We start from the raw sequence: 24,993 nt of genomic DNA on the forward strand, positions 1-24,993 counted from the left end.
TGGGCGGATCCGGCGCAGCGGTCACCGGGCGAGCCAGCCGCCGTCGACGGCGAGCACGTGCCCGTTGACGTAGTCGGACGCGGCGGAGGCGAGGAAGATGACGGCGCCGGCCACGTCGTCGGGCCGGCCCCACCGCCCGGCCGGGATCCGCGACCGGATCTCCGGTTCGCGGACCGGGTCGGCGCGCAGCGCGGCGGTGTTGTCGGTGGCGATGTAGCCCGGAGCGACGGCATTGACCTGCACTCCTTCCGCGGCCCACTCGCAGGCCAGCGCCTTGGTCAGCCCGGCAACACCGTGCTTGGCGGCGGTGTAGCCGGGAACCTGTACGCCGCCCTGGAACGACAGCATCGACGCCACCGAGATGATCTTGCCGCGCCGGCGGGCCAGCATGCGTACGCCGATCGCGCGGCTCAGCTGGAACACCGCGTCCAGATTGACGTCCAGGACCGCGCGCCAGTCGTCGAGGGTGTGCTCGGCGGCCGGCGCGCGCCGGATGATGCCCGCGTTGTTGACCAGGATGTCCACCGGGGGCAGGCCGGCCACCGCCGCCGGGATGGCGGCGGTGTCGGACAGGTCGAACACCCAGCGGGTGGCGTCACCGCCGGCCTCGCGGACGTCCTTCTCCACGCCGGCGAGGTCGTCGGTGTGGCCGTGCAGCACCAGGTCGGCGCCGGCCCGGGCGAGCGCGACCGCGATGGCCCGGCCGATGCCGCCGCGCGAGCCGGTCACCAGCGCGGTCCTGCCGTGCAGCGAGAACATCGACGGGGCCGGACCGGTCACCGCAGGTCGCCGATCGCGACCGGCTCCACATCGTCGTACGCCTGGTTCTCCCCGCCCATGGCCCAGACGAACGCGTAACTGCGTGTGCCGAATCCGCAGTGCACCGACCAGTAGGGCGAGATCACCGCCTGCTCCGGCGCGACGATGAGGTTGCGGGTCGCGCCGGGCGGGCCCATCAGGTGCACCACCCGGTCGGATGCGGGCAGGTCGAAGTAGAAGTACACCTCGGTACGGCGTTCGTGGGTGTGGCACGGCATGGTGTTCCACATGCTGCCCGGTTCGAGCACGGTGACGCCGAGCACGAGCTGGCAGCTCTGGATGCCCTTGAGGTGGATGAACTTGTAGATGGTGCGCTCGTTGGAGCCGTCGCGGGAGCCGAGGCGGACCGGTTCCGCGTCGTCGAGGGTGGCCTTGACGGTCGGGTGGCCGGTGTGCGCCGGCGTGGACACCAGGTAGAACCGGCCGTCGAAGCTCACTTTGCGGGCGCCGCGCCCGATGTAGAGGACCTCCCTGGCGTCCAGTTCGTGCCGCACGCCGTCGACGGTCACCGTGCCCGGTCCTCCGACGTTGACCACGCCCATCTCGCGGCGCTCCAGGAAGTACGCCGAGCGCAGTTCGCCGGGGCAGGGCAGTTCGGCGGGGCCGGCCACGCCGCCCACCACGATGCGGTCCTCGTGGGAGTAGGTCAGCCGCACCTCTCCGGGCCGGAACAGGTCCTCCACCAGGAACCGTTTCCGCAGCCGCTCGGTGTCCATGCCGGCCAGCTGGTCGGGGGCGGTGGCGGGTCGTGACTCCATCAGCGCTCCTCGCGTCCGGTGACCGGGGAGACCGGCTCGGTCTCCGGCGCCGGATCGGTGTCCAGCGAATCGATGAGTTCGTCGCGCGGCGCCGTGCGCTCCGGCCGCAGCAGGCCGATCGCCACGTAGAGCACCAGCGACGTGACCAGCGGAACGCCGACCACCATGGTCTGGCTGGTCTCCTCCAGCACCCACTTGATCACCGCCCAGACGCCGAGCCCGGCGGCCCAGGAGACCAGTGCGGCGGTCGGCCCGCTGCGCCGGAACCAGGGCAGCAGCCCGAGCATCAGCGGGATCGAGATCGGGCCCATGGTCGCCGCGACCAGGTCGATGACGATCTTCAGGACCACGCCCTGGCCCTCGGTGCTGATCGCGATCACCATGCTGATCGCCACGAACGTGAACGTGGTGATCCGGGCGAACGTCAGTGCGCCCTTCTCGCTGAGGTCGCGCACCCGGCGCACCAGCCTCGGGGCGATGTCCCGGGTCACCACCGAGGAGATCACGTTGGCGTCCGAGGACACCATCGCCATCGTGTGCGAGAAGAAGCCCGCCAGCACGAGGCCGATCACGCCCGGGGGCAGCAGGGTCTTGGCCAGTTCGACGTACGCCTGCTCGGGGTTGGCCAGGCCGGGCACGATCAGCGGCGCCGCGAACATCGGCATGAACAGGATCAACGGCCAGACCAGCCACAGCCCGCTGGACAGCAGTGCGGAGCGCTTGGCGGCCGAGCCGGTCGGGGCGGCCATGTACCGCTGCGCCAGGTTCCACATGCCGCCGTTGTACTCGAACGTCTTGATGAACAGCAGCGCCAGGAAGAACGTCAGGGTGTACGGCCCGCTGAACGGATCGCCGTGCCCCTCCGGCAGGTCGCCCCACATGGTCCACAGTGTGGAGACGCCACCGAGGTGGGCCAGGAAGGCGAAGAACATCGCGACGCCGGCGACGCCCTGGATGACGAACTGGCCGAAGTCGGTGAGCACGTCGGCCCACAGCCCGCCGAGGGTGATGTAGACGAGCGTGACCGCTCCGGTGATCAGGATGCCGCCCAGGATCGGCACACCGGCGAAACCCCGCAGGAGTACGGCGATGGCCACCCATTTGGCGGCGATGTCCACCACTTTGAGCAGCGCGCCGCTGTAGGCCAGCGCCTGCTGGGTGGGGACGTTGTAGCGGCGGGCCAGGTACTCCAGCGGGGACGCCACGCCGTGCTTGGAGCGCAGCCGGTTCCAGCGGGCGGCGAAGACGAAGGCGCCGATGCCGACGCCGAGGCCGATGGTGAGTGCCCACCAGACGTACATGGCGAGCCCGTAGTTGTAGGCGACGGCCGCGAAGGCGACGAACATGATGGCGCTGTATCCGGACATGTGATGCGAGATCCCGGACAGCCACCAGGGGATCATGCCCCTCGCGGTGAAGAAGTCGGCGACGTTGTGGACGCGGCTCTTGGCCCAGAGACCGATGCCGATCATGACCAGGAAGTACCCGCTGAGTACTGACCAGTCGAGCGCGGTCACGTGTTCCCCCCTCCGGTGGGTGGCGCGGGTTACAGGGACGTTTCGTTCCGTGGATGTTCTGCTACATGGAACAGCTTGTCAATACACGGAACACAAAGATGCAGATCCATGCGTACGCCTTGACAGCGTTCCGTGTCACGGAACAATGTTCCTGTCTACGGGAAGCAGGAGGGTCAATGCCCAACATCACCGTTGAACTGCTGTCCGGCCGCACGCTGGATCAGCGACGGGAGTTCGCCGAGGCCGTCACCGCGGCCGCGGTCGACATCCTCAAGGCGCGCCGGGCCGCGGTGCGCATCCGCTTCGACGAGATCGAGCGGGAGGACGTCGCCAACGGCGGCACCCTGGAGTCCGACCGCGCCTGAGCGCCCGGGCGGCCGGGGAGAACCTCTGGCCGCCCGGGACGGACCCGGACCCCACACAGCGCCTGGCACGGCTCGACGCGAGACGCTACTCTTCATTTTCGTACGCGTACGGAAATAGGAGAGAATGATGGTCGCCGAGGTCTTGCGCCCCCACGTGCCGAAGTTCGCCCTGGTCGCGGCCCTTCAGGTGGCGGGGGCGGTGGCCGGGCTCGCGCCGCTGCTCGCCGTCGCCGAGCTGGGCCGCGTCCTGCTGTCGCCCGGCCCGCACGACAGGACCCACGTCGCGACCGTCGTGCTGGCCGGCGCCGCGGGGCTGCTGGCGCGGCTCGCGTTCACCGGCGCGTCGGCCGGGCTCGGGCACGTGCTCGACGGTCAAGTGCAGCTCGGGCTGCGGCGACAGCTGGCCGCCACGCTGGGACGCGCGCCGATCGGCTGGCTCGGGCGGCGCCGCAGCGGGGAACTGGCCCGGATCGCCGGCGAGGACGTGGACGCGGTGCACCCGTTCATCGCGCACGCGCCCGGCGAGCTGACGGCCCCGTTCGTCGTGCCCCTGGTGTCGCTGGTCTACCTGCTCGGCGTCGACTGGCGGCTCACCCTGATCACCCTGGTTCCGGTGCTGGTGGCGGTGGCGCTCGTGCCGCTGCTGATGCTGCCGGCCCGGGTGCGCGAGCAGCACGCCTACGACGCGGCGATGGGGCGGATCGCGGCCGCCGCGGTCGAGTTCGTGCAGGGTATCGCCGTGGTGAAGGCGTTCGGCGGCACGGGGCGGGCGCACCGCCGGTTCGTGGCGGCGGCCGACGAGTTCACCGGGGTGTTCACCCGCTGGGTGCGCGGGGTGTCGGCGGTCGCGGCCGGGATGCAGCTGGCGCTGTCGCCGCCGGTGGTGCTGCTGGCCGTGCTGGCCGGCGGCACGATGCTGATCACCTCGGGTGGGCTGGCGCCCGCCGATCTGCTGCCGTTCCTGCTGCTCGGGCTGGGCCTGACCGCCCCGGTGGCGGCGCTCGGGCACGGGTTCGACGACCTGCAGGCGGCCGGGCGGGCGGTCGGCCGGATCCGGGCGGTGCTGGCGACACCGGCGCTGCCCGAACCCGTGACGCCGGTGCTGCCGGACGGCGACCGGGTCGAGTTCCGCGGGGTGCGGTTCGCCTACGACGACGGGCCCGAGGTGCTGCGCGGCGTCGACCTGGTGCTCGAACCCGGGACCGTCACGGCGCTGACCGGGCCGTCCGGTGGCGGCAAGTCGACGCTGGTGCGGTTGCTGCCGCGGTTCTTCGACCCGGCCGGCGGGGCGGTGCTGCTCGGCGGCGCCGACCTGCGCGACATCGGATCCCGTGAGCTGTACCGGCGGATCGCGTTCGTCTTCCAGGACGTGCGGCTGGTGCGCGCCCCGGTGGCCGACAACATCGCGCTCGCCGTTCCGCACGCGAGCTTCGCCGACGTGGTGCGGGCCGCGCGGCTCGCGCACATCCACGACCGGATTCTGCGGCTCCCGCACGGGTACGACACGGTGCTCGGTGAGCAGGCCACCCTCTCCGGCGGGGAGGCGCAGCGGATCGCCCTGGCCCGGGCCCTGATCGCGGACACCCCGGTGCTGGTGCTGGACGAGGCGACCGCCTTCGCCGATCCGCTGACCGACCGGGCGATCCGGGACACCCTCGCGGGTCTGCGGGGCCGGACGGTTCTGGTGATCGCCCACCGGCCGGAGACGATCGCGGCCGCCGACACCGTCGTACGCCTGGAGAACGGGGTGATCCGGTGATTCGCACCCTGCTGCGGGTGGGCGGCGCCGCGTACGCCGTACCCGTCGCCTTGATGACCGCCGCCGCCTTCCTGGAAGGTCTGCTCTACGCCCTGATCGTGCCGATCCTGGAAGACCCGGCGGCGGCAGGGCCGTGGCTGCTCGGTTTCGCGGCCGCCGTGGCGGCGCTCGGTGTGCTGCGCTACGCGGCCGACCTGTCCGGGATGCGGGCCGGCACCACGCTGCTGCGCGACATGTACCACCGGCTCGGCGACCATCTGGCCCGGCTGCCGCTGGGCTGGTACGACAAGGCCCGCGTCGGCGAGGTGTCCGGCCTGGCCGGCCGGGGCCTGCTCGCCGCTCTGGGCGTGTCGGCGCACCTGCTGGGCCCGTTCATCGCCGCGTGCGTGACCCCGCTGACGATCGTCGTGGTGATCGCCTGCTACGACTGGCGGCTCGGTGCGGCCGCGCTCGCCGCCGCCCCGCTGGTGGCGCTCGCCGTCCGGAGGCCGCCAGCCACCGGCGAGCACGCGGACCTCAGCGACGAGGCCGCCGCCCGGGTCGTCGAGTTCCTGCAGGCCCAGCCGGTGCTGCGAGCGGGCGGGCGGACCGGCGAGCGGTTCGCGCTGCTCGACGGCGCGTTGCGCGATCTCGAACGGGCGTCGCGCCGCCGGGCGCTGTCGGTGCTGCCCGGGGCGGTCGGCATGGCCTTCACCGTGCAGACGGCCTTCACCGTCGTGCTGGCCCTCGGCGCGTACCTGGCGCTCGGCGGTCACCTCGGCGTGGCCGAACTGCTGGCGATCCTGGTGCTGGCCGCCCGCGCCGCCGACCCGCTGCTGTCGCTGACCGACCTCGGCGGCAAGCTGCGGGCCGCGCGGAGCGAACTGGAGCGCCTGGACCGGGTGCTGTGCACCCCGCCGCTGCCGGAGGCCGCGCATCCGGTCCGCCCGGACCGCGACGACCTGGAGTTCGACGGCGTCCACTTCCGGGGCCTCGACGGGCTGTCGCTGTCGGTTCCGCAGGGTCAGCGCCTGGCCGTGGTCGGTCCGTCCGGCGCCGGGAAGACGACGTTGTTGCAGCTCGTCGCCCGGTTCCACGACGTCGGAGAAGGCACCGTACGGGTCGGCGGCGCGGACGTCCGGGACATCGCCACGGACCAGCTGATGGCGCGGATCGCGATCGTCTTCCAGGACACCTACCTGTTCGACGCGACGATCGAGGAGAACGTACGGCTGGGCCGCCCCGACGCCACCGACGCCGAGGTGCGGGCCGCCCTGACCGCCGCCCGGCTGCCGGACGGCGCGGACACCACCGTCGGCGAGGGCGGCGCCCGGCTGTCCGGTGGTGAGCGCCAGCGGGTGTCGATCGCCCGGGCGCTGCTCAAGGACGCCCCGATCGTGCTGCTCGACGAGGTGACCTCGGCGCTGGATCCGGAGAACGAGGCGGCCGTGCACGACGGCATCGAGCGGCTGATGGCGGGCCGGACCGTGGTGATGGTCGCGCACCGGATGGGCACGGTGCGCCGCGCCGACCGGATCGTCTTCCTCGACGAGGGCCGGATCGTCGAGGACGGCACCCACGAGGAGCTGCTGGCCCTCGGTGGCCGCTACGCCGAGTTCTGCGGGGTCACGCCGGCGAACCGGTGACGAGGCGTCACGCCAGCAGGCCGTCGACGATCGCGGTGATGCCCCGGCGGTGGGTGTCGCGGGCGTTGAGCTCGGCCCAGCGCCCGGCGACCGCCGCGAGCCGGGGATGCGCGTGCGCGGTCAGGGCGGCGACCGTCTCGGTCTCGCCGACCCGGCCGTGGCGGGCGACCCGGATCACCAGGTCGCCGACGATGTAGAACCAGATCGTCCGGTAGACGTAGACGGCGTCGTCGTCGGAGCACCCGTGGTCGGCGGCCGCGCCGATCATCGCCTCCACGATCCACAACGCGGACGGGCCGATCAGATCCTTGCCGGTCAGCACCTCGACGATCCACGGCCGTTCCGCGAGCAGCTCGTAGAGCAGCACCGACGCCTCGATCAGCCGCTCCCGCGGATCGTCCGGGAACGACGGCCGCGGCATGGCCCGCGCCTGCGCCTCCATCACGTGCACGAGCAGCTCGTCCTTGTCGCGCACGTGGTGGTAGACGGCCATCGGCGCGCTGCCCAGGTCGGTGGCGAGCCGCCGCATCGACAGCTTCTCCAGGCCCTCGGTCTCGAGGATGCGGGTGGCCGCGGCGACGATGGCGTCCAGGGACAGGCGCGGTGGCCGGCCGGCGTTCGGTGGCATCACCCCATCCTCGCCGATGGGGTGGCACAAAACGAGCGGCGCCGCCCGGTCTGTCCACCGAGCGGCGCCGCAACCCCCTGAAAGGTCTTACTTGCCGCGCCGCTTGTTGAGGATGTCGAGCGCGACGGCGGCGATCAGGACGAGGCCCTTGATCACCTGCTGGTAGGCGGGGTCGGTACCCATGATGGACAGGCCCATGTTGAGCACGCCCATGATCAGCGCACCGGTGATCGCGCCGGTGATCTTGCCGATGCCGCCGTTGACGGAGGTACCACCGATGAAGGCCGCGGCGATCGCGTCCAGCTCGTAGTTGGTACCGGCGGCGGCGATGCCGGCACCGGCCCGGGAGGTGGTGATGACCGCGGCGACGCCGGCGAGCAGGCCCATGTTCACGAAGATCAGGAAGTTGACCCGCTTGGTCTTCACACCGGAGAGCATCGCGGCGGGCAGGTTGCCGCCCATGGCGTAGATGTGCCGGCCGAAGATCGTGTTGTTCATCAGGAACGTGTAGATCAGCACCAGCACGCCGACGATGACCAGCACGATCGGGGTGCCGCCGGCGCTGGACGCCAGCAGGTAGGTGATCGCGCCGATGGCCACGGCGGACAGCACCAGCTTGCCGGCGAACGCGGCGAACGGCTCGGTGCGCAGGTCCAGCTTGGTCAGCTCGCGGCGGGCCCGCAGCTGGGCGATGGTCAGGCCGGCGAAGGCGAACACGCCGATGAACACCGTGATGCCGTCGAGGTTGCCCAGGTAGCCCAGCGACGCCGGCAGCGAGCCGTTGCTGATGTCGTTGAAGCCGCTGGGCAGGCCGGCGATGGTCTGCTCGAGGATCACGATGGCCAGACCGCGGAACAGCAGCATGCCGCCGAGGGTGACGATGAAGGCGGGGATGCCCGCGTAGGCCACCCAGAAGCCCTGCCAGCAGCCGACCAGACCGCCGATGACGATCGAGATGGCGACCGCGATCGGCCACGACAGCTCGAAGTCGGTGATCAGCACGGCGCAGATGCCGCCGACGAACGCGACCACGGACCCGACCGACAGGTCGATGTGCCCGGCCACGATGACCATGACCATGCCGATGGTCAGGACGAACACGTACGCGTTCTGCTGGATCAGCGCCGCGATGTTGTCCGGGTTGAGCATCAGCCCGTCGGTCGACCACTGGAAGTAGGCGACGATGACCAGCAGGGCCGCGATCATGCCGTACTGCTGGATGTTCTGACCGAGGTAGGCCTTGAGCGACCCACCGTCGCTCTTCTTGGAGGGCTCGGGCTGTGCCTTCGGCTGCTCGAGCGTGGTGGTGGCGCTCACCGCGTTGCTCCGCTCTTCTCCATGGTCATGTAGCGCATGAGGCTCTCCTGGCTGGCCTCGGCGCGGGGAAGTTGCCCGGTGATCCGGCCCTGGCTCATCGCGTAGATCCGGTCGCAGATGCCGAGCAGCTCGGGCAGCTCCGAGGAGATCACGATGACGGCCTTACCGGAGTCCGCGAGCTTGTTGATGATCTCGTAGATCTCGTACTTGGCGCCGACGTCGATGCCACGGGTGGGCTCGTCGAGGATCAGCACCTCGGGCTCGGCGAAGAGCCACTTGGCGAGCACGACCTTCTGCTGGTTGCCGCCGGACAGCTTGCCGACGACCACGTCCACGCTGTTGGCCTTGGTCTTCATGTCCTTGCGGAACTGCTCGGCCATGACGACCTCGCGGCCGGCGTCGACCACGCCGCCCTTGGTGATGCGCTGGAGCTTGGCGGCCGAGGTGTTGCGCTTGATGTCGTCGATCAGGTTGAGGCCGTAGTGCTTGCGGTCCTCGGTGGCGTACGCGATGCCGTGCTCGATGGCCGCGTCCACGGTCTTGATCGACACCTGTTTGCCGTGCAGGAACAGCTTGCCGGAGATGTCGGCGCCCCAGCTGCGGCCGAAGATGCTCATGGCCAGCTCGGTGCGGCCGGCGCCCATCAGCCCGGCGATGCCGACGATCTCGCCGCCGCGCACGTTCAGGTCGGCGTTGTCGACGACGACCCGGCTGCGGTCGGCCGGGTGGTGCACGGTCCAGTTCTCGATCCGCAGCACCTCCTCGCCGATGGTCGGGGTGTGCGCCGGGTAGCGGTTCTCCAGGTCACGGCCGACCATGGCGCGGATGATGCGCTCCTCGGTGACCGGCTCGGCGCCGTGCATGTCCATGGTCTCGATGCTCTGACCGTCACGGATGATCGTCGTGCTGTCGGCGATCGCGGCGATCTCGTTGAGCTTGTGCGAGATGATGATCGACGTGATCCCCTGGCCCTTGAGGTGCCGGATCAGGTCGAGCAGGTGCGCGGAGTCCTCGTCGTTGAGCGCCGCGGTGGGCTCGTCGAGGATGAGCAGCTTGACCTTCTTGGAGAGCGCCTTGGCGATCTCCACGAGCTGCTGCTTGCCGACGCCGATGTCCTGGATCCTGGTGTCCGGGGATTCGTCCAGTCCGACCCGGGCCAGCAGGTCGGCGGCCTGCTTGTTGGTCTGGGCCCAGTTGACGACGCCGCCGCGTGCCCGCTCGTTGCCGAGGAAGATGTTCTCGGCGATCGACAGGTACGGGCTGAGCGCCAGCTCCTGGTGGATGATGACGATGCCGCGCTCCTCGGAGTCACGCGTCGTCTTGAACCGGCAGGTCTCGCCCTCGAAGACGATGTCGCCGTCGTAGCTGCCGTGCGGGTAGACACCCGACAGCACCTTCATGAGGGTCGACTTGCCCGCGCCGTTCTCACCGCAAATGGCGTGAACCTCACCCCGGGCGACGCTGAGGGTGACGTCCGAGAGCGCTTTGACGCCCGGGAAGGTCTTGGTGATCCCCCGCATCTCCAGGATCGGGGTGGTGTCGTTGGCCATCGCTCAACTCGCTTGCTCTCGAGTTCCAAAAGCCGGGCCCCGGAGACGGGGCCCGGCTACGGGAGGCTTACAGGCCGAGCTTGTCGGCGGTGTAGAAGCCGGAGTCGACCAGCTTGGTCTTGACGTCGTCCTTGGTGACGACGACCGGCGGGAGCAGGTACGACGGGACGACCTTGACACCGTTGTTGTAGGTCTTGGTGTCGTTGGTCTCGACGGTGCCGCCCTTGACGATGGCGTCGACCATCTTCAGAACCTGGTCACCCAGGGTGCGGGTGTCCTTCCACACGGTCATCGACTGCTTGTCCGCGAGAACGTTCTTGGTGTTCGCCAGGTCGGCGTCCTGACCGGTGATGATCGGGTAGTCGGCGCCCGGCTTGTAGCCCTTGCTCTCCAGCGACTGCGCGATGCCCAGCGCCAGCGAGTCGTTCGGGGACAGGACGACGTTGACCTTCTTGCCGCCGGTGTAGAACGAGTTCAGGCGGTTGTCCATCTCGGACTGCGCGGTCTCGGTCTTCCAACCCTGGACGGACACGGTGGTCCACTCCTCGTTGGTGGCCGGCTTCTTGCCCGACGGGACGACCAGCTTGCCGCTGTCGATGTACGGCTTGAGCACGTCCCACGCGCCGGAGAAGAAGAACTTGGCGTTGTTGTCGTCGGCGGAGCCGGCGAACGCCTCGAGGTTGAACGGGCCCTTGCCGTCCTTGAGGCCCAGCTTCTCCTCGATGAACTGGCCCTGGAGCTTGCCGACCAGGTAGTTGTCGAAGGTCGCGTAGAAGTCGACGTTCGGGGTCGAGTTGATCAGCCGGTCGTAGGCGATGACCTTGACCTTCTTCTCGGCGGCCTTCTCCAGCGCCGGGGCCAGCGCGGTGCCGTCGATGGAGGCGACGACCAGAACCTTCGGGTTCTGGTTGATCATGTTCTGGATCTGCGTGATCTGCTGCTCGACGCTGTCCGCGTGCTGCAGCGAGGTCTCGTAGCCCGCCTTCTTGAGGATCTCGTCGAGGTGCGAGCCGTCCTTGTTCCAGCGCTCGAGGCTCTTCTGCGGCATCGCGATGCCGATCAGGTTGGAGGAGGAGCCGGACGAGGCCTCCTCGTCACGGGTGTTGCTGCAGGCGGAGGTCGCGGCCAGCGAAGCGGCGAGCGCGACGGACGCGAGGACCCGGAAGTTCTTGGACACCTCGACGTCTCCTTTCTATCGGGCCCGCCAAAGTGCGGGCCGCCGAAGCTTCGATTTGTTGCTGGGCACAACATACGGCCATCGCGATCATCTTTCACGCGGGGGTTCGTAACGGCTGCGTAACACTCCCCGTGACCAAAACGGGCTTAAGTGCCGTTAGGCCTAACCCAGAGTGACCATCGTATTTGTTGGGCCTGGTGACATAACCGCGCGGGTCCCGAATTGCACGGACCGCTATGGTGTCTGCACGACGCGTGAGAGGAGCCGCCATGCACGCCGGAACCGTCCGACGACGTCACGACACGACCGCGGTCAACCCGCGCGCCGCCCACCTGTCACTGGCCCTGCGCCACGTCGCCGAAGCCTCCGGGCAGATCTCCCGCGCCGACATCGCGGCCCGCACCGGCCTCAACCGGTCCACAGCTTCCAGCCTGGTCGACGAACTGATCACGGGAGGCCTGGTGAAAGAGACCGGCGCCACCCCACGCACCCGCGCCGGCCGGCCCGCCACCGCCCTCGCCCTGCGCGACGACGGCCCCGCCGGCCTCGGCGTGGACGTCAACGTCGACTACACCGCCGTCTGCGTCGTCGACCTCACCGGCGCCGTCCGCTACAAGCACGTCGTCGCCGAGGACCAGCGCGGCCACACCATGGCCGAGATCCTCGACCGCATCAACACGCTCTCCCGCGCCGCCCACGCCGCCGCCCGCGCCGACGAACTCACCCTCTGCGGCAGCGCCATCGCCGTCCCCGGCATCGTCGACCGCGACCGGGCCACCGTCACCCTCGCCCCCAACCTCGGCTGGCGCGACCTCGCCGTCACCGAGGTGCTCCCCGCCGACGTGCACGGCCTGCTCGACAACGAGGCCAACTTCGCCGCCCTCTCCGAACCCGGCCTGCTGCGCGCCCGCGCCAGCTACCTCTACGTCAGCGGCCAGATCGGCGTCGGCGCCGGCATCGTCCTGGACGGCCACCTCTACCGCGGCACCCACGGATGGTCCGGCGAGATCGGCCACCTCACCGTCGACCGCGACGGCCCGCCCTGCCCCTGCGGACGCCGCGGCTGCCTCGAACGCTACGCCGGCCAGGAGGCCATCCTGCGCGCCGCCGGCGTCTCCTCCGACCCCGGCACCGCCCTCGGCGTACGCCCCACCATCACCCTCATCGCCGACCGCGCCCGCTCCGGCGACACGGCCACCCTCGCCGCCCTCACCCGCGCCGGCGAAGTCCTCGGCGCCACCCTCGCCGGCTGCCTCAACCTGCTCGACCTCGGCCACGTCGTCCTCGGCGGCATCTACCGCGACCTGGCCCCCTGGATCGCCCCCGAAGTCGAACGCGAGGTCGCCACCCAGTTCCTCGGCGCACCCTGGGCCCGCCCCACCGTCGAGGTCGCCACCTACGGCCCCGAAGCCCCCGCCATCGGCGCCGCCCGCTCGGTCATCCACGACGTCATCGGCGACCCACTGCGCTGGCTCAACCGCTGAAGACCAATTTCTCGTACGACGTTCGCCGCCACCGAGCGCACCCCCGGCCGTCCCGCCGGCTCCCCGCGAGCACCTGCCCACGCGCGCCCGTGCCGCGCCCGCCGGGCGCAGATCGGTGGTCCGGCTTGCGGGAAACCCCGTTGAGCCGCCATCCCGGCGCCGCCTAGCGTGTGAACGTGCGCATCCTTCACCTGTCGGACACCCACCTCACCCGCGACCCCGGCCCCCACCGCACCGGCGTCGACCCGCGCGAGTCCCTGCGCCGCATCCTGCACGACTGCCGCCAGATCCCCGGCCTCGACGCCCTCGTGATCACCGGCGACATCGCCGACGACGGCTCCCCCGAGGCCTACACCGACGCCCGCGCCATCATCACCGAGTTCACCGGCCCCCGCGGCATCCCCGCCCTGTTCACCACCGGCAACCACGACGAACGCACCGCCTTCACGACCATCCTCGGCACCGGCCACCTCGGCCCCGACGGCCGGCCCCGGCCCACCGACCACCTCGACTCCCCCACCGGCGAACGCGCCGCCGCCACCACCATCGCCGGCCACCGCATCGTCACCCTCGACTCGCTCGTCCCCGGCAAGGGCTCCGGCCGGATCAGCACCGCCCAACTCGACTGGCTCGCCGGGCTGCTGGCCACGCCCGCCCCCCACGGCACCGTCCTGGCCTTCCACCACCCGCCGATCGCCGTCCCCGGCGTCGCCGTCCAGCACCACCTCGGCCTGCGCGACCCGGCCGCCCTGTCCGCCGTGATCGCCGGCACCGACGTCCGCCTGATCCTCTGCGGCCACTTCCACCTGCAGATCTTCGGCCTGCTCGGCGGCGTGCCCACCTGGGTCACCCCCGGCGTGGTCAACCGCATCGACCTGACCGCCACCCCCGGCACCGAACGCGCCGTCCGCGGAGCCTCCGCCACCCTGGCCGACCTGTCCGTCCCCACCGCCCCGATCCTGCACACCCTGCACGCCCGCGACCCCCACCAGGGCGAAACCGCCTACGAGGCCGACACCGCCACCCTCTCCCGAATAATCACCGAACTGGCGTAAACCACCCCCACCACCCACGCCGGCCACGCCGGCGGCGCGGCCCGCGCCACCCGCGCTGATCTTCGCGATCTTGAACGATTTGCCACCGCGGGCGGTGGTTCAACGCCCAAGATCTCCCGCGTTCACCCACCCGGCGCGACCGGCGGCGTGGACGGTGACACCGGCTATCTTCGGCGAGTGAACGACCCACTGCCCGGCGGCGGCATCCCCGTCACCCCCGGCGACCTCGAAACCCTCGAGGCCCGCTGGGCCCGCTGCTGGACACCCGCCGAGATCGCGAACCGCCTGACCGGCGTCACCGCACCCTGGTGCGTCGCGGCCGGCTGGGCCCTCGACCTGTTCCGCGGCGAACAGACCCGCCCACACTCCGACCTCGAGATCGCCGTACCGGCCGCCCGCTTCCCGGAGATCCGCGACCGGTTCCCCGGGTACGCCTTCGACGCCGTCGGCGACGCCCGCATCTGGCGGTCACCGTCACCGGAGGCCCTGCACGCCACCCACCAGACGTGGCTGCGCGACCCGGCCACCGACGACTACCTGGTCGACGTCTTCCGCGAACCACACGACGGCCCGACCTGGATCTGCCGACGCGACGAGACGATCCGCCTGCCCTACCCCGAGATCATCGAGCACACACCGGACGGAATCCCCTACCTCCGGCCCGAACTCGTACTGCTCTTCAAGGCCAAACACCGCCGCCCCAAGGACCAGGACGACTTCGACGGCATCCTGCCGCTGCTGTCACCCGCCCGCCGCGCGACCCTGTCCCGCCTGCTCACCCGGGTCCATCCGGGACACCCCTGGCTGGCATCCCGCTAACCGGGCCCGGCCACCAGCGCCGCGACAACACCGCCGCCAGCCCGGCGCCCGCCGCGTTCAGCAGCACGTCGTCCACCGAGGACACCCGGTCCAGGCGCAACACGTACTGGGCGGCCTCCAGCAGCAACGACGCGACCCCCGCGACCACCAAGACCCGCGGCACCGACCGCAGCACCGGGAACAGCAACGGCCCGAACAGGCCCACCGCCGCGAACACCAGCAGATTCGCCACCACCTGCACGACGATGGTCAGCCACCCACCCGCGAGGATCGTCACCAGGTCCCGCAGCGGCACCAGGCTCACCCGGCCGGAAACCTCACCGGCCCGGCCACCCGGCGTCAGGATCATCCACACCCACGGCACCGTCCCGTAGACGATCCCGACCTGCGCCAGCGACCGCCGCCACGGCCACACCGCACCCGCCGCCCGCCGACGGCGCGCCAGCCACCACACTCCCAGCACCACCAGCGGCAGCACCATCACCGTGATCGCCACCACCCCGGTGATCGACCCGAACCAGTCCCCCGCACTCATGATCGAAACCTAGGCGCGGCCCCGAACCCACCGCGACCCGGCACACCGAACCTTCACGAAACCCTCACTGACCCCGCCGGCCGTCGATACATTCCCGCAGCAGATCGGCATGACCGTTGTGCCGCGCGTACTCCTCGATCATGTGAACGATCACCTCGCGCAGCTCGACGTCACCCTGCCCCCGAACGTCCAGATCGGTCCGGCCGATGAAAGCGTCGGCGGCCTCGCACTGCCGCCGCCACTCCCCGAACACCGCCTCCACGTCGTCATCGGCCGGCACCGCAAAGCTGAACTCCTCGCTGTGCCTCCCGTTCGGACGGAACGGCCGGGGCCCCTCGTCGCCCTGCATCACTCGCTGAAACCAGCTGTGCTCGACCGCCGCCATGTGCCGAACCAGCCCCAGCAGCGACAACTCCGACGGCGGCACCGACCGCAACGCCAGCTGCTCCGGCGTCAAACCCCCGCACTTGAGTTCCAGCGTCTGCCGCTGGGCACGCAGATAACCGGCCAGAACCTCACGTTCCCCGTAGAGGCTGCTCTCGTCCCGCGGATCCTCCTCCGGCGCCACGAACATGTTCTGCCAGCCGAAACCCTGCCCCGCCCATTGATCACCCATACCCGCAGCCTGTCAGCACCCACCCGGCACAACAACGCGACATCCCCCACCGACCGGCCACCCAACGGCACCACGACGCGGACGGGACCTCCGCCCCTGCCACCACCGCACCGGACGGCCCACCCTGAGAACCATGACGTCCCGCACGGCAGTCCTCGCACACGCCGCACGCCTCGCCCGGCACGCGCCGTCGATCCTCAACACCCAGCCCTGGCAGTGGCACATCGGCCGGCACACCGCCGAACTGCGCCCGGACACCTCCAGGTCACTGCCGTACCTCGACCCGGACCACCGTCTCCTGCTGCTCAGCTGCGGCGCCGCACTACACCACGCGACCGTAGCCATCCAGGCACAAGGTCGGCAGGTCACCGTCGAACGCGGCACCGACCCCCTCGCCCGCCTCACCCTCGGACCGCCCGACACACCCCGCCACACCGACCTCGCCGCCGCCATCACCCACCGCCGCACCGACCGGCGAGCCTTCGGCTCACAGACCCCCGGCGACGAGATCATCGCCGACCTGCGCAAAGCCGTCGCCGCCCACGGCCTCCACCTTCGCCCGGTACGCCGTGACGAACTCCCCCTGCTGGCCGCCGCCACCTCTCGCGCCGCCTCCGACGCCGCCCACCGCCCCGGACTCCGCGCCGAAGTCGCCACCTGGACCGACCGCCCCACCGCATGCGGCGACGGCATCCCCGCGGCCACCACCGCCACCGCCACCCCGCGCCGCGTCCCGATGCGCGACTTCGCACCCGACGCCACCGGCGGCGGCTTCTCCGCCTCGCCCGCCACCTCCGACATCGGCGCCCGCTACGTCGTCCTGCACGGCGACCGCCCCGACGACTGGCTACGCGCCGGCGAGGCCCTCTCCGCCCTGCTGCTGACCGCCACCGTCCGCGGCGTCGCCTGCTCCCCGATGAGCGAACTCGTCGAAGCCCCCTGGCCCCGCACCATCCTCACCACCCTGATCGGCACGACCGGCCACCCCTACCTGGTCGTCCGCCTCGGCTACCCGGCCGACGACGGACCACCCCCGGCCGCCCCACGGCGACCCGAGACGGAAACCACCCACTACGGCTTCACGGATGCATCACCGCACCCTTGACCACCCGGTCCACCCCGTTACGCGGCCCGAACACGGCCAGGCCCACCAGATCCAGATCGGCGGTCCGCACCGCGCGGACCGCCGCCCGGTTCGCCGCGTCGTGACCGGTCGCGAACAGATCCGAGGTGAACACCGACATCCGCATCCCGTCCCGGCCCAAGGCCCGGGAATGCGCCGCCGCCAGCACCTCCTTACCGCCCTGGAACACCAGCACCGGCTGCCGGAACATCGGCAGATAGGCCACCCCGCCGGCATCCTCGTACGGCTCACCGACCAGCTCCGGCACCGCCGAACCCAGCCCGGACACCAGAAACGCGGTCACGTTCAACCGCTGCCACGTCACCAGGTCGTCCCGCAACAACACAGCGATCTTGGTAGGGAAACTCATGCCGTCCATCGTCGAGCCGGCCGGCCCGCCAGGTCTTGTACGCTTTTGACGTGCCCCACCTGCGCGCCTGGCGGCCGCCCCTGGACGGCGTCACCGAGGTCCTGCACGCACGCTTCGACGAACACACCTACCCCATGCACGCCCACGACACATGGACCGTCCTGCTCGTCGACCACGGCGCCGTCCGCTACGACCTGGACCGCCACGAACGCGGCGCCTTCGGCGACCTGGTCACCGTCCTACCGCCCCGCGTCCCGCACAACGGCACCTCCGCCCGGCCCGGCGGCTTCCGCAAACGCGTCCTCTACCTGGACGCCGACCAGCTGCCCGCCCGCCTCATCGGCGCCACCGTCGACACCCCCGCCATCCGCGACCACCACCTGCACCGGGCGGTGTCAGAGGTGCACCGCCTCCTCCGTACCCCCGGGGACGAGCCCGCCGCCGACGGCCTGCTCGCCCTCGCGCTGGCCCGGCTGCGCACCCACCTCGGAGATCCGGCCGAAGGCCGGCCGACCAGCCGCGCCGCCGCGCACGCCCTGCGCGACCTGCTGGAGGAACACCTCCTCGACGGGCTGCCGCTGCGCACCGCGGCCGACACCCTGCACTTCGACCCGGCACACCTGGTCCGCTCGTTCCACGCCGAATTCGGCATGTCGCCACACCGGTACCTGATCTCCCGCCGCGTCGACCTGGCCCGCCGCCTCATCCTCACCGGGCGGCCCCTGCGCACCGTCGCCGCCGATTCCACGACCAGCCCCACCTGAACCGGCACTTCAAACGCATCCTGGGCGTCACCCCCGGAAGCTTCGCCTCCGCCACCCACCCCCACGCCGATCGTGGACGCCGGCCTCCCGGATCCGGTGACCCCACGTCCACGATCAACGCGGGCTCGGGCCTCAGCGGGCGCTCAGACGCAACTCGCCCCACGGCATGAAGTCGATCGTCAGCGCGTCCAGAACAGTGCCGACCGGCGGGAAATCGTCAGGCGTCACCTCGGCACCCGCCGGACCGAGCAACACGAAATCGATGAACGCCGGGAATCCCGCCACCGGCTCGATGATCTCCACGTCCACCCCGAACCGGCCCCGATGCTCCACCACCCGGCACCTGACCCGCTGAAACTGGGCCAGCCCGGCGCGCCGCCACTCGTGCTCTATCGCGGCACCATCCCATCCAGCACCGGAGTGCCCTGCAACGTCACCAGCACACACATGAACAACAGCAGCACCAGACTCCAGCCGACCACCCGCCGGAAGATGTCACCCTCATTACCGGCCATACCGACCGCCGACGCGGCGATCGCCAGATTCTGCGGACTGATCATCTTGCCGAGCACGCCACCGGACGAGTTCGCCGCCGCCAGCAGCACCGGGTCCAGGCCCGCCTGCGCCGCCGTCTGCACCTGCAACGCGCCGAACAGCGCATTCGACGACGTGTCCGAACCGGTCACCGCCACACCGATCCACCCCAGAATCGACGACAGGAACACGAACACCGCGCCGGCCTGCGCGAAAAGCTCACCCAACGTCGCGGTCTGGCCGGACTGATTCAAAACGTACGCGAGAGCCAGCACCGCCATCACGGTCACGATCGCGTGGCGCAACTCCACATACGTACGCCCATAGGCCCTGATCGCCGCACCCGGCCGGACCCGCAGCACCAGCGCCGTGACAATGCCCGCCAGGATCATCAGCGTGCCGGCCGCGGGCAGCCACCCGAAGGTGAAGTTCGTCGAGGACAGCGGCTTGCCGTTGGCGCCCAGCACGTCCAGCCCCGGCCACGGGAACACCACCGTCCACGGCTCCCGCGCCAGCGCCTCCTTGACCGGCCCCAGATTCGCGATCGAGAAGATCACGATGATGATCAGGTACGGCGCGTACGCACGGAACACCTCCACCGGCGGATCCCGCCGCACCTCCGTGGCCATCCCGGCCCCCACCGGCACCCTTCCGCCACCCACCTCCGCGGGGTCCCCCACGCCAGCGGACCCACCGGTTGAGCCGCCCGCGCTGGACTGGCGCACGTCGGGGCGACCGCCCGCGCTGGGATCGCGCACCTCCGCGGAACCGCCCGCCGGACCGCCCACGCCGACCTGCTCGCCACCGGTGGATGGCTCGCCGGCCCGGCCCCCGCCGACGTCGGCAACCCGGTCCGGACCGCCTTCCGGGGCGGTGGCGTGCAGGTCGGGCGACTCGGACGGCCGCCAGACCCGCAGCAGCAGGATCACCGCGGCGGCCGACACCAGGGCCGCGATGATGTCGGTGAGCGGCACCGAGACGTAGTTCGACGCCACGAACTGCCCGGCACCGAACGTCAAACCCGCCACCAGGGCGACCGGCCAGGTCTGCCGCACACCGCGGCGCCCGTCGACCACGGCCACCAGCACCAGCGGTACGACGACCGCCAGGATCGGGGTCTGCCGTCCGACCATCGCACCGAGGGTGTCGGTGTTCAGCCGCGGATCGGCCACCGCCCCGGACGTCACCGTGCCGAGGGTGACGATCGGGGTGGCCAGCGCCCCGTACGCGACCGGCGCCGTGTTGGCGATCAGCGCCACGGCGGCGGCCCGTAACGGCTGGAACCCGAGCGCCATCAGCATCACCACGGTCACCGCCACCGGCGTACCGAATCCGGCCAGGGCTTCCAGAAGCGCCCCGAAGCAGAAAGCCACGATGATCGCCTGGATCCGCATGTCCGGGCTGACCCGTTCCATCGACCGGCGCAGCACGTCGAAGTGCCCACTCACGACGGTCAGGTTGTACACCCAGATCGCGTTGATGACGATCCACAGGATCGGGAAGAAGCCGAACGCCGCCCCCTCGCTCGCCGACAGCAGCGCCTGCCCGGCCGGCATCGAATACACGGCGACCGCCACCACGAGTGCCACTCCGAGCGAGATGAGCCCGGCCAGCCAGGCCCGCATGCGCAGCGCACCGAGCAGCACGAACAGCGTCAGCAACGGCAGCGAGGCGAAGATCGCGGAGAGGGCGACGGAGCCGGCCACCGGGTCGGTCACGATCGGGAACTGTTCGAACATGACAGCCATCCAGGGTCATCGATCACCTTGGCCGCAATCTAGTCCCCTTCCGGCGAACCGCAACACGAAGCGGAACCGTGCTACCCCAGCACGCCGGCGAACCGGCACGCCAGCAGCGCCACCGGAAGGCCGCCACCGAACGCGGCCAGAGTGCCGGCGAGCACAGCCGACCGCAGCCGCCGGACCAGCCAGAACCACAGCGGCACCGAGATCAGCAGACCGGGCAGCACCAGCACGGCGGTGAGACCCAGCACCTCCCCGGCGTCCGGGAACCAGTTGCCGCACTCCAGCGGATCGTCACAGGCCGGATCGGTCTCGTGCCGCTCCAGAAAGCCGGTCCCCAGCCACAGCGTCCCGGCGACGACCGGCCCGAACAGCGCCGCCCCGTACCAAATGCCCAGCACACCGGCACTGAGCCGCCGGCGCCTCAGATCATGATCCACCGACGCAACCTAACCCACACCCTCTACATCATCCTAGGAGGCTAGTCTCCTTGCTGGACCGATCGGCGCGGCGACGAGTTCGCCCAGCGGCCAGACGTCGTCCTGCCGCCGGAGGATCTCCGCGGCCTCGTCGATACGGCCCCGCTCCTCGAGGTGGACCGTCAGCCGGCGAGCCGCGACGACGTCGCCATCGAGCTCGCGCCATCCCTCGGGATCGTGCCGGGCCAGCAGGTCGGCGAGCTTCGCGACGTCGCCGTCGGCGAACTCGCGCCATCCCTCGGGATCCTGCCGGGCCAGCAGGTCGGCGAGCTTCTCGACGTCGCCGCCATCGAGCTCGCGCCATCCCTCGGGATCCTGCCGGGCCAGCAGGTCGGCGAGCTTCTCGACGTCGCCGCCATCGAGCTCGCGCCATCCCTCGGGATCCTGCCGGGCCAGCAGGTCGGCGAGCTTCGCGACGTCGCCGCCATCGAGCTCGCGCCATCCCTCGGGATCCTGCCGGGCCAGCAGGTCGGCGAGCTTCTCGACGTGGTCGGCATGGCGGTGTCCCGGATCGCGGCAGGCGGCTCGCAGAAGCTTCGCCCGTACGCCCCTGTCGTTGAAAGACCTCGGACAGCGACCCGACCCGCGCAGCCCGTGTCGGCACCCGGCCCGGTCAGCGGCCGCAAGGCCGCGACGACCGTCTCGTCCCGATACCCGCCCGCGGTGATCTCCACCAGCGTCCGGGTGTGCCGATGGTCGGCGACCCGCGGCCGCAGCAGGTCGATCGCCTCACCGGTCCGGTCACCCTCAGCCAGCAGCGGGCCACCCGGTCGACCGCGTCCGAGTGCAGTCCACGTGGGCGGCCAGCGCGTCGGCGCAGGGGAAGTCACCGGCCGCCGCCTCGCGGCGCGGCTCGCCGAGGAAGCCGTGGCCGGCCGGCGCCGCCGCCAGCCGGGGCGGCAGGCTCAGCTCGGTGGCGTTCACGCCGTCGCCGCACGCAGCGCTTCGACGGCCAGGTGCCAGGGGAAGTCGCCGAGAGCACCGGGTTCATGGGGTTCGAACTCGCCGGGGCCGAACAGGACGCGGACGCCCTCGGCGCGGAGCTGCTCCACGCTGGTACGAAACGGGATCCGCGACGCCAGAGCGGTCTGCACGCACGGCAGGACCACCACCGGAATGCCCAGGCCGGGTGCTTCGGCCAGCAGGCCGAGAGCGTAGTTGTCAGCGTGTCCCTGCGCGAACTTGTTGATCGTGTTGTAGGTGGCCGGAGCCACGATGATGGCGTTCGCCCGCGGTGGGCGCGGGTCGCCGGGCGCCCGGTAGCGGCTGCGGACCGGCCGCCCGGTCCGCGCCTCCAGCGCCTCGGCGTCGATGAACGCCAGTGCCGACGGGGTGGCGATCACCTGCACCGTCCACCCGTCGGCCTGGGCGAGCGTGACGAGCCGGCCGACGTCGGCGGCGACACCGGCCGCGGAGACGATCACGTACAGGGTTCGGCCCTCGTCAGTCACGATCAAGATCTATCACTTGGTACGAAACAGGTCGATCAGCCCGGCGAGGAAGTGGCTCATGTCGGTGCCGAGGGCGTCGTCGTCGACCACGTAGGTCCAGGTGGCGCTGGGGCGGTCGAGGCCCAGACCGGCGGCGGTCCAGTCCGAGCCGGACGGGTCGAGGGCCGAGAACACGGCGGCCGCCCGCTGTTCGGCGCCGGGGATCAGGCGGCGGAACTCCGGTACGGCGGCGCGGTGGAACTCGTCGAGCGGATCCAGGTTGGCGACCGCCCGCAGGTGGATGCCCTCACGCAGCTCGCCGATGAAGCCCAGATAGTCGGCCCAGGCAGTGTCCAGATGGTGCAGCACGATGGTACGGGCGACCGCCGCGACCCGGTCGGCGCCGTGCGCACGGACCAGCGCCGCGTGTTCGGCGGATCGCAGCCCGGCCAGGATCTCGCTGCCCCGGTCGGTGGTGAGCACCTGTTCCCGCCGGTCGGCCATCGCCACCCGGTGCTGCTCCAGCAGATAGTGGTAGCGCCACGTGTTGCGATGGATCTCCCGGTTCACCTGCTCGGCGATCCGCTGGGCGTCGGCGACCGTCGGTGACTTGGCAGGCGCGTACCTCGTGATCAGATCGTCTTCGAGGCTGACGAAGAAGACCGAGCCGCCCGGATCGCCCTGCCGTCCGGCACGGCCGCGGATCTGGTCGTCGATCCGGCCGCTGTCGTGGCGGCCCACCCCGATCACGTAGAGGCCGCCGAGCGCCGCCACCCGGTCGTGATCGCGCTGGTCACTGCCGCCGAGCCGGATGTCGACGCCCCGCCCGGTCATCTGCGTGGAGACGGTGACGGCCCCGATCGCGCCGGCCTCCGCGACGATCACGGCCTCCTCGGCGTCGTTCTTCGCGTTCAGTACGGTGCACGCGATCCCGGCCTCCCGCAGCCGCTCGCCGAGGGCCTCCGAGTCGGCGACCGCCGGGGTGGCCAGCAGGATCGGCCGGCCGGTCGCGTGGACCGCGGTGACCTCGGCGATCACGGCCTCGTCGCGTATCCCGGCGGTGGCATACGTCCGGTCCGGCTCGTCACGGCGGATGCACGGCCGGTGCGGCGGCAGGACGGCGATCTCCAGCCGGTAGTGCTCCCGCAGCTGCTCGCCGACACCGAGGGCGGTGCCGGTCATACCGGCGACCCGCGAGTACCGGTTGAGGAACGCCTGCAGCGTGATCGTCGCCAGGATGCTGCCGCCACCGCTGCCGGTCAGGCCCTCCTTCGCCTCGACCGCCGACTGCAGCCCGTCCGGCCAGCGGCGCCGTTGGGCGATCCGGCCACGGAAGCCGTCGACCAGCTCCACCCGGCCGTCCCGGACGATGTAGTCGACGTCCCGGGTGAGCAGCGCCTCGGCGTGCAGGGCCAGGTTCGCGGCGGTGAGCAGGTCCAGGTTCTGCACGGCGTACAGCTCGGCGCCCAGCGCCCGCTCGACCGCGGCGACACCGTCGGCGGTCAGGTGCACGGTCCGGTCCTGCTCGGCAAGCAGGTAATGCTCACCGGGCCTGAGGTCACGGACCACCCCGGCCATCCCGAGGGCGAGATCCGGTCCGGCAAGCGTCGATCCGGCCAGCACAAGGGGTACGCGGGCCTCGTCCACCAGCACCGCATCGGCCTCGTCGACGATCACCGCGCCGAGCGGGCGCTGCACCCGGTCGGCGACGTCGGTGCACAACCCGTCGCGCAGGAAGTCGAAACCGGCCTCGTTCACGGACACGTAGGTGACGTCCCGCGCGTACGCGGCACGCCGCTGGGCGGCCGTCGACTTCTCGGTGACCCAGCCGACCGAGACACCGAGCCGCTGGTAGAACGGCCACATCCACTCGGTGTCGCGTCGCGCCAGATAGTCGTTGACGGTCAGCACATGCACCGGCCCGCCGGCACTGAGCGCGGCGGCGGCGATCGCGGCGGTCAGCGTCTTGCCTTCGCCGGTGGCCATCTGCGCCACCCGGCCGTCCATCAACGCCAGGGCGCCGACGAGCTGCTCGTCGTACGCCCGCAGCCCCAGCTCCCGGCGCGCCACCTCCCGGGCGACAGCACAGAAGACGACCCGGCCCGCCGCATCACCCGCCCGCATGGTTGCCGCCGCATCACCCGCCCGCATGGTTGCCGCCGCATCACCGGCCCGCGTGGTCAGCGCCGCGTCGTCCAGCCGCGCGAACTCGCTCTCCAGCGTCCCGGCGTGCCGAACCGCCGCCCACAGCGGCCCCAGATCGACGGTGCTGCCCGGTGGCCGAACCACCCACCGACGCGCCGACTCCAACCACCCCGGTAGCGCCACCGCGTCCCCCTCACCTGCGCAACTGTCGGGCCCCACTCTGCCCGACCCGCGCACCCCGGCCCAAAGCCGAGCACCCGACCACCTCCGAGATCTGTCCCAAGCTCACCGAAACAGCCCTCCCAGCCAGACAAATTGCCTTGTCCGGCCCCCCGGTTGCGGCCGGGTGGCTGATCCTTGTCCGGCTGGTCGCGGGTGCTGT

Annotated in this window: 24 protein-coding genes; 8 read left to right on the forward strand and 16 right to left on the reverse strand. The window is 71.1% G+C overall.

The genetic code is table 11. From position 1 onward, the window contains the following. Positions 1-21: 21 nt before the first annotated feature. The 3 genes from J5X75_RS39000 to J5X75_RS39010 are packed head-to-tail and all read right to left on the reverse strand — an operon-like array spanning position 22 to position 3,094. Positions 22-780, reverse strand: coding sequence for an SDR family oxidoreductase (locus tag J5X75_RS39000; RefSeq protein ID WP_307798556.1), 759 nt, complete (start codon positions 778-780; stop codon positions 22-24). Beyond that, complete coding sequence (gene kduI / locus J5X75_RS39005) at positions 777-1,577, reverse strand: 5-dehydro-4-deoxy-D-glucuronate isomerase (protein WP_208472750.1); 801 nt, start codon at positions 1,575-1,577, stop codon at positions 777-779. Before kduI ends, J5X75_RS39000 begins: the two co-directional genes overlap by 4 nt. Beyond that, complete coding sequence (locus J5X75_RS39010) at positions 1,577-3,094, reverse strand: sodium:solute symporter family protein (protein ID WP_208472751.1); 1,518 nt, start codon at positions 3,092-3,094, stop codon at positions 1,577-1,579. The genes kduI and J5X75_RS39010 overlap by 1 nt, the downstream gene beginning before the upstream one ends. Positions 3,095-3,270: 176 nt before the next feature. On the opposite strand from J5X75_RS39010, the gene J5X75_RS39015 reads away from it, so the two are divergent. The 3 genes from J5X75_RS39015 (at position 3,271) to J5X75_RS39025 (ending at position 6,843) form a co-directional block, all read left to right on the forward strand. Continuing rightward, positions 3,271-3,459: a tautomerase family protein gene (locus tag J5X75_RS39015; RefSeq protein WP_208472752.1), complete on the forward strand. Its 189-nt coding sequence runs from the start codon at positions 3,271-3,273 to the stop codon at positions 3,457-3,459. Between the two features lie 127 nt (positions 3,460-3,586). Further along, a complete protein-coding gene (locus J5X75_RS39020; protein WP_208472753.1) occupies positions 3,587-5,218 on the forward strand; it encodes an ABC transporter ATP-binding protein in 1,632 nt (543 codons plus the stop codon). Then, a complete protein-coding gene (locus tag J5X75_RS39025) occupies positions 5,215-6,843 on the forward strand; it encodes an ABC transporter ATP-binding protein (protein WP_208472754.1) in 1,629 nt (542 codons plus the stop codon). The genes J5X75_RS39020 and J5X75_RS39025 overlap by 4 nt, the downstream gene beginning before the upstream one ends. Before the next feature lie 7 nt (positions 6,844-6,850). Here the strand turns inward: J5X75_RS39025 and J5X75_RS39030 are convergent, their stop codons facing one another. The 4 genes from J5X75_RS39030 to chvE all read right to left on the reverse strand — a co-directional run bounded on the left by J5X75_RS39030 (position 6,851) and on the right by chvE (position 11,515). Further along, positions 6,851-7,471 (reverse strand): TetR/AcrR family transcriptional regulator, encoded by a 621-nt coding sequence (locus tag J5X75_RS39030; RefSeq protein WP_208472755.1) that lies wholly within the window; start codon positions 7,469-7,471, stop codon positions 6,851-6,853. Positions 7,472-7,558: 87 nt separating this feature from the next. After that, on the reverse strand, positions 7,559-8,788 hold the full coding sequence (gene mmsB, locus J5X75_RS39035) for a multiple monosaccharide ABC transporter permease (RefSeq protein ID WP_208472756.1): 1,230 nt from the start codon (positions 8,786-8,788) through the stop codon (positions 7,559-7,561). Continuing rightward, positions 8,785-10,338, reverse strand: coding sequence for a multiple monosaccharide ABC transporter ATP-binding protein (mmsA, locus tag J5X75_RS39040; RefSeq protein WP_208472757.1), 1,554 nt, complete (start codon positions 10,336-10,338; stop codon positions 8,785-8,787). The genes mmsB and mmsA overlap by 4 nt, the downstream gene beginning before the upstream one ends. 67 nt (positions 10,339-10,405) lie before the next feature. After that, on the reverse strand, positions 10,406-11,515 hold the full coding sequence (gene chvE / locus J5X75_RS39045) for a multiple monosaccharide ABC transporter substrate-binding protein (RefSeq protein ID WP_208472758.1): 1,110 nt from the start codon (positions 11,513-11,515) through the stop codon (positions 10,406-10,408). A gap of 269 nt (positions 11,516-11,784) precedes the next feature. Here chvE and J5X75_RS39050 point away from each other — a divergent pair, with 269 nt between their 5' ends. From J5X75_RS39050 to J5X75_RS39060, 3 genes are all read left to right on the forward strand, one after another. Continuing rightward, entirely contained in the window at positions 11,785-12,999 is a 1,215-nt protein-coding gene (locus tag J5X75_RS39050; RefSeq protein ID WP_238490742.1) for an ROK family transcriptional regulator, read from the forward strand. Positions 13,000-13,175: 176 nt separating this feature from the next. Continuing rightward, the gene (locus J5X75_RS39055; protein ID WP_208472760.1) at positions 13,176-14,054 is read left to right on the forward strand and encodes a metallophosphoesterase family protein; all 879 of its coding nucleotides are present in this window, start codon (positions 13,176-13,178) and stop codon (positions 14,052-14,054) included. 177 nt (positions 14,055-14,231) lie between these two features. Beyond that, entirely contained in the window at positions 14,232-14,873 is a 642-nt protein-coding gene (locus tag J5X75_RS39060; RefSeq protein WP_208472761.1) for a nucleotidyltransferase domain-containing protein, read from the forward strand. Here the strand turns inward: J5X75_RS39060 and J5X75_RS39065 are convergent. Next, complete coding sequence (locus tag J5X75_RS39065; RefSeq protein ID WP_208472762.1) at positions 14,830-15,408, reverse strand: VanZ family protein; 579 nt, start codon at positions 15,406-15,408, stop codon at positions 14,830-14,832. The two genes, J5X75_RS39060 and J5X75_RS39065, sit on opposite strands and share 44 nt — an antisense overlap. A 64-nt stretch (positions 15,409-15,472) precedes the next feature. Then, entirely contained in the window at positions 15,473-16,024 is a 552-nt protein-coding gene (locus J5X75_RS39070; protein ID WP_208472763.1) for a DinB family protein, read from the reverse strand. A gap of 133 nt (positions 16,025-16,157) precedes the next feature. On the opposite strand from J5X75_RS39070, the gene J5X75_RS39075 reads away from it, so the two are divergent. Further along, positions 16,158-17,129, forward strand: a complete 972-nt coding sequence (locus J5X75_RS39075) for an Acg family FMN-binding oxidoreductase (RefSeq protein ID WP_208472764.1) — start codon at positions 16,158-16,160, stop codon at positions 17,127-17,129. Here the strand turns inward: J5X75_RS39075 and J5X75_RS39080 are convergent. Further along, positions 17,104-17,517: a DUF2000 domain-containing protein gene (locus J5X75_RS39080; protein ID WP_208472765.1), complete on the reverse strand. Its 414-nt coding sequence runs from the start codon at positions 17,515-17,517 to the stop codon at positions 17,104-17,106. The genes J5X75_RS39075 and J5X75_RS39080 overlap by 26 nt on opposite strands. 50 nt (positions 17,518-17,567) lie before the next feature. Between J5X75_RS39080 and J5X75_RS45075 the strand changes: the two genes are divergently transcribed. Continuing rightward, positions 17,568-18,281 carry an AraC family ligand binding domain-containing protein gene (locus J5X75_RS45075; RefSeq protein WP_307798557.1) on the forward strand — a complete coding sequence of 238 codons (714 nt, stop codon included), beginning with the start codon at positions 17,568-17,570 and terminating at the stop codon, positions 18,279-18,281. Between the two features lie 132 nt (positions 18,282-18,413). Here the strand turns inward: J5X75_RS45075 and J5X75_RS39090 are convergent, their stop codons facing one another. From J5X75_RS39090 to secA2, 6 genes are all read right to left on the reverse strand, one after another. Next, complete coding sequence (locus tag J5X75_RS39090) at positions 18,414-18,584, reverse strand: hypothetical protein (RefSeq protein ID WP_208472766.1); 171 nt, start codon at positions 18,582-18,584, stop codon at positions 18,414-18,416. 86 nt (positions 18,585-18,670) lie between these two features. Beyond that, positions 18,671-20,563 (reverse strand): L-lactate permease, encoded by a 1,893-nt coding sequence (locus tag J5X75_RS39095; RefSeq protein ID WP_208472767.1) that lies wholly within the window; start codon positions 20,561-20,563, stop codon positions 18,671-18,673. 71 nt (positions 20,564-20,634) lie between these two features. Continuing rightward, complete coding sequence (locus tag J5X75_RS39100; protein ID WP_208472768.1) at positions 20,635-20,997, reverse strand: hypothetical protein; 363 nt, start codon at positions 20,995-20,997, stop codon at positions 20,635-20,637. Between the two features lie 786 nt (positions 20,998-21,783). Continuing rightward, positions 21,784-21,960, reverse strand: coding sequence for a hypothetical protein (locus J5X75_RS39105; RefSeq protein ID WP_208472769.1), 177 nt, complete (start codon positions 21,958-21,960; stop codon positions 21,784-21,786). After that, entirely contained in the window at positions 21,957-22,490 is a 534-nt protein-coding gene (locus tag J5X75_RS39110) for a flavoprotein (RefSeq protein ID WP_372451029.1), read from the reverse strand. The genes J5X75_RS39105 and J5X75_RS39110 overlap by 4 nt, the downstream gene beginning before the upstream one ends. Before the next feature lie 9 nt (positions 22,491-22,499). After that, the gene (gene secA2 / locus J5X75_RS39115) at positions 22,500-24,794 is read right to left on the reverse strand and encodes an accessory Sec system translocase SecA2 (RefSeq protein WP_208472771.1); all 2,295 of its coding nucleotides are present in this window, start codon (positions 24,792-24,794) and stop codon (positions 22,500-22,502) included. Between the last annotated feature and the right edge of the window lie 199 nt (positions 24,795-24,993).

The sequence above is a fragment of the Actinoplanes flavus genome (genome assembly GCF_017592555.1).
GTDB lineage: Bacteria > Actinomycetota > Actinomycetes > Mycobacteriales > Micromonosporaceae > Actinoplanes > Actinoplanes flavus.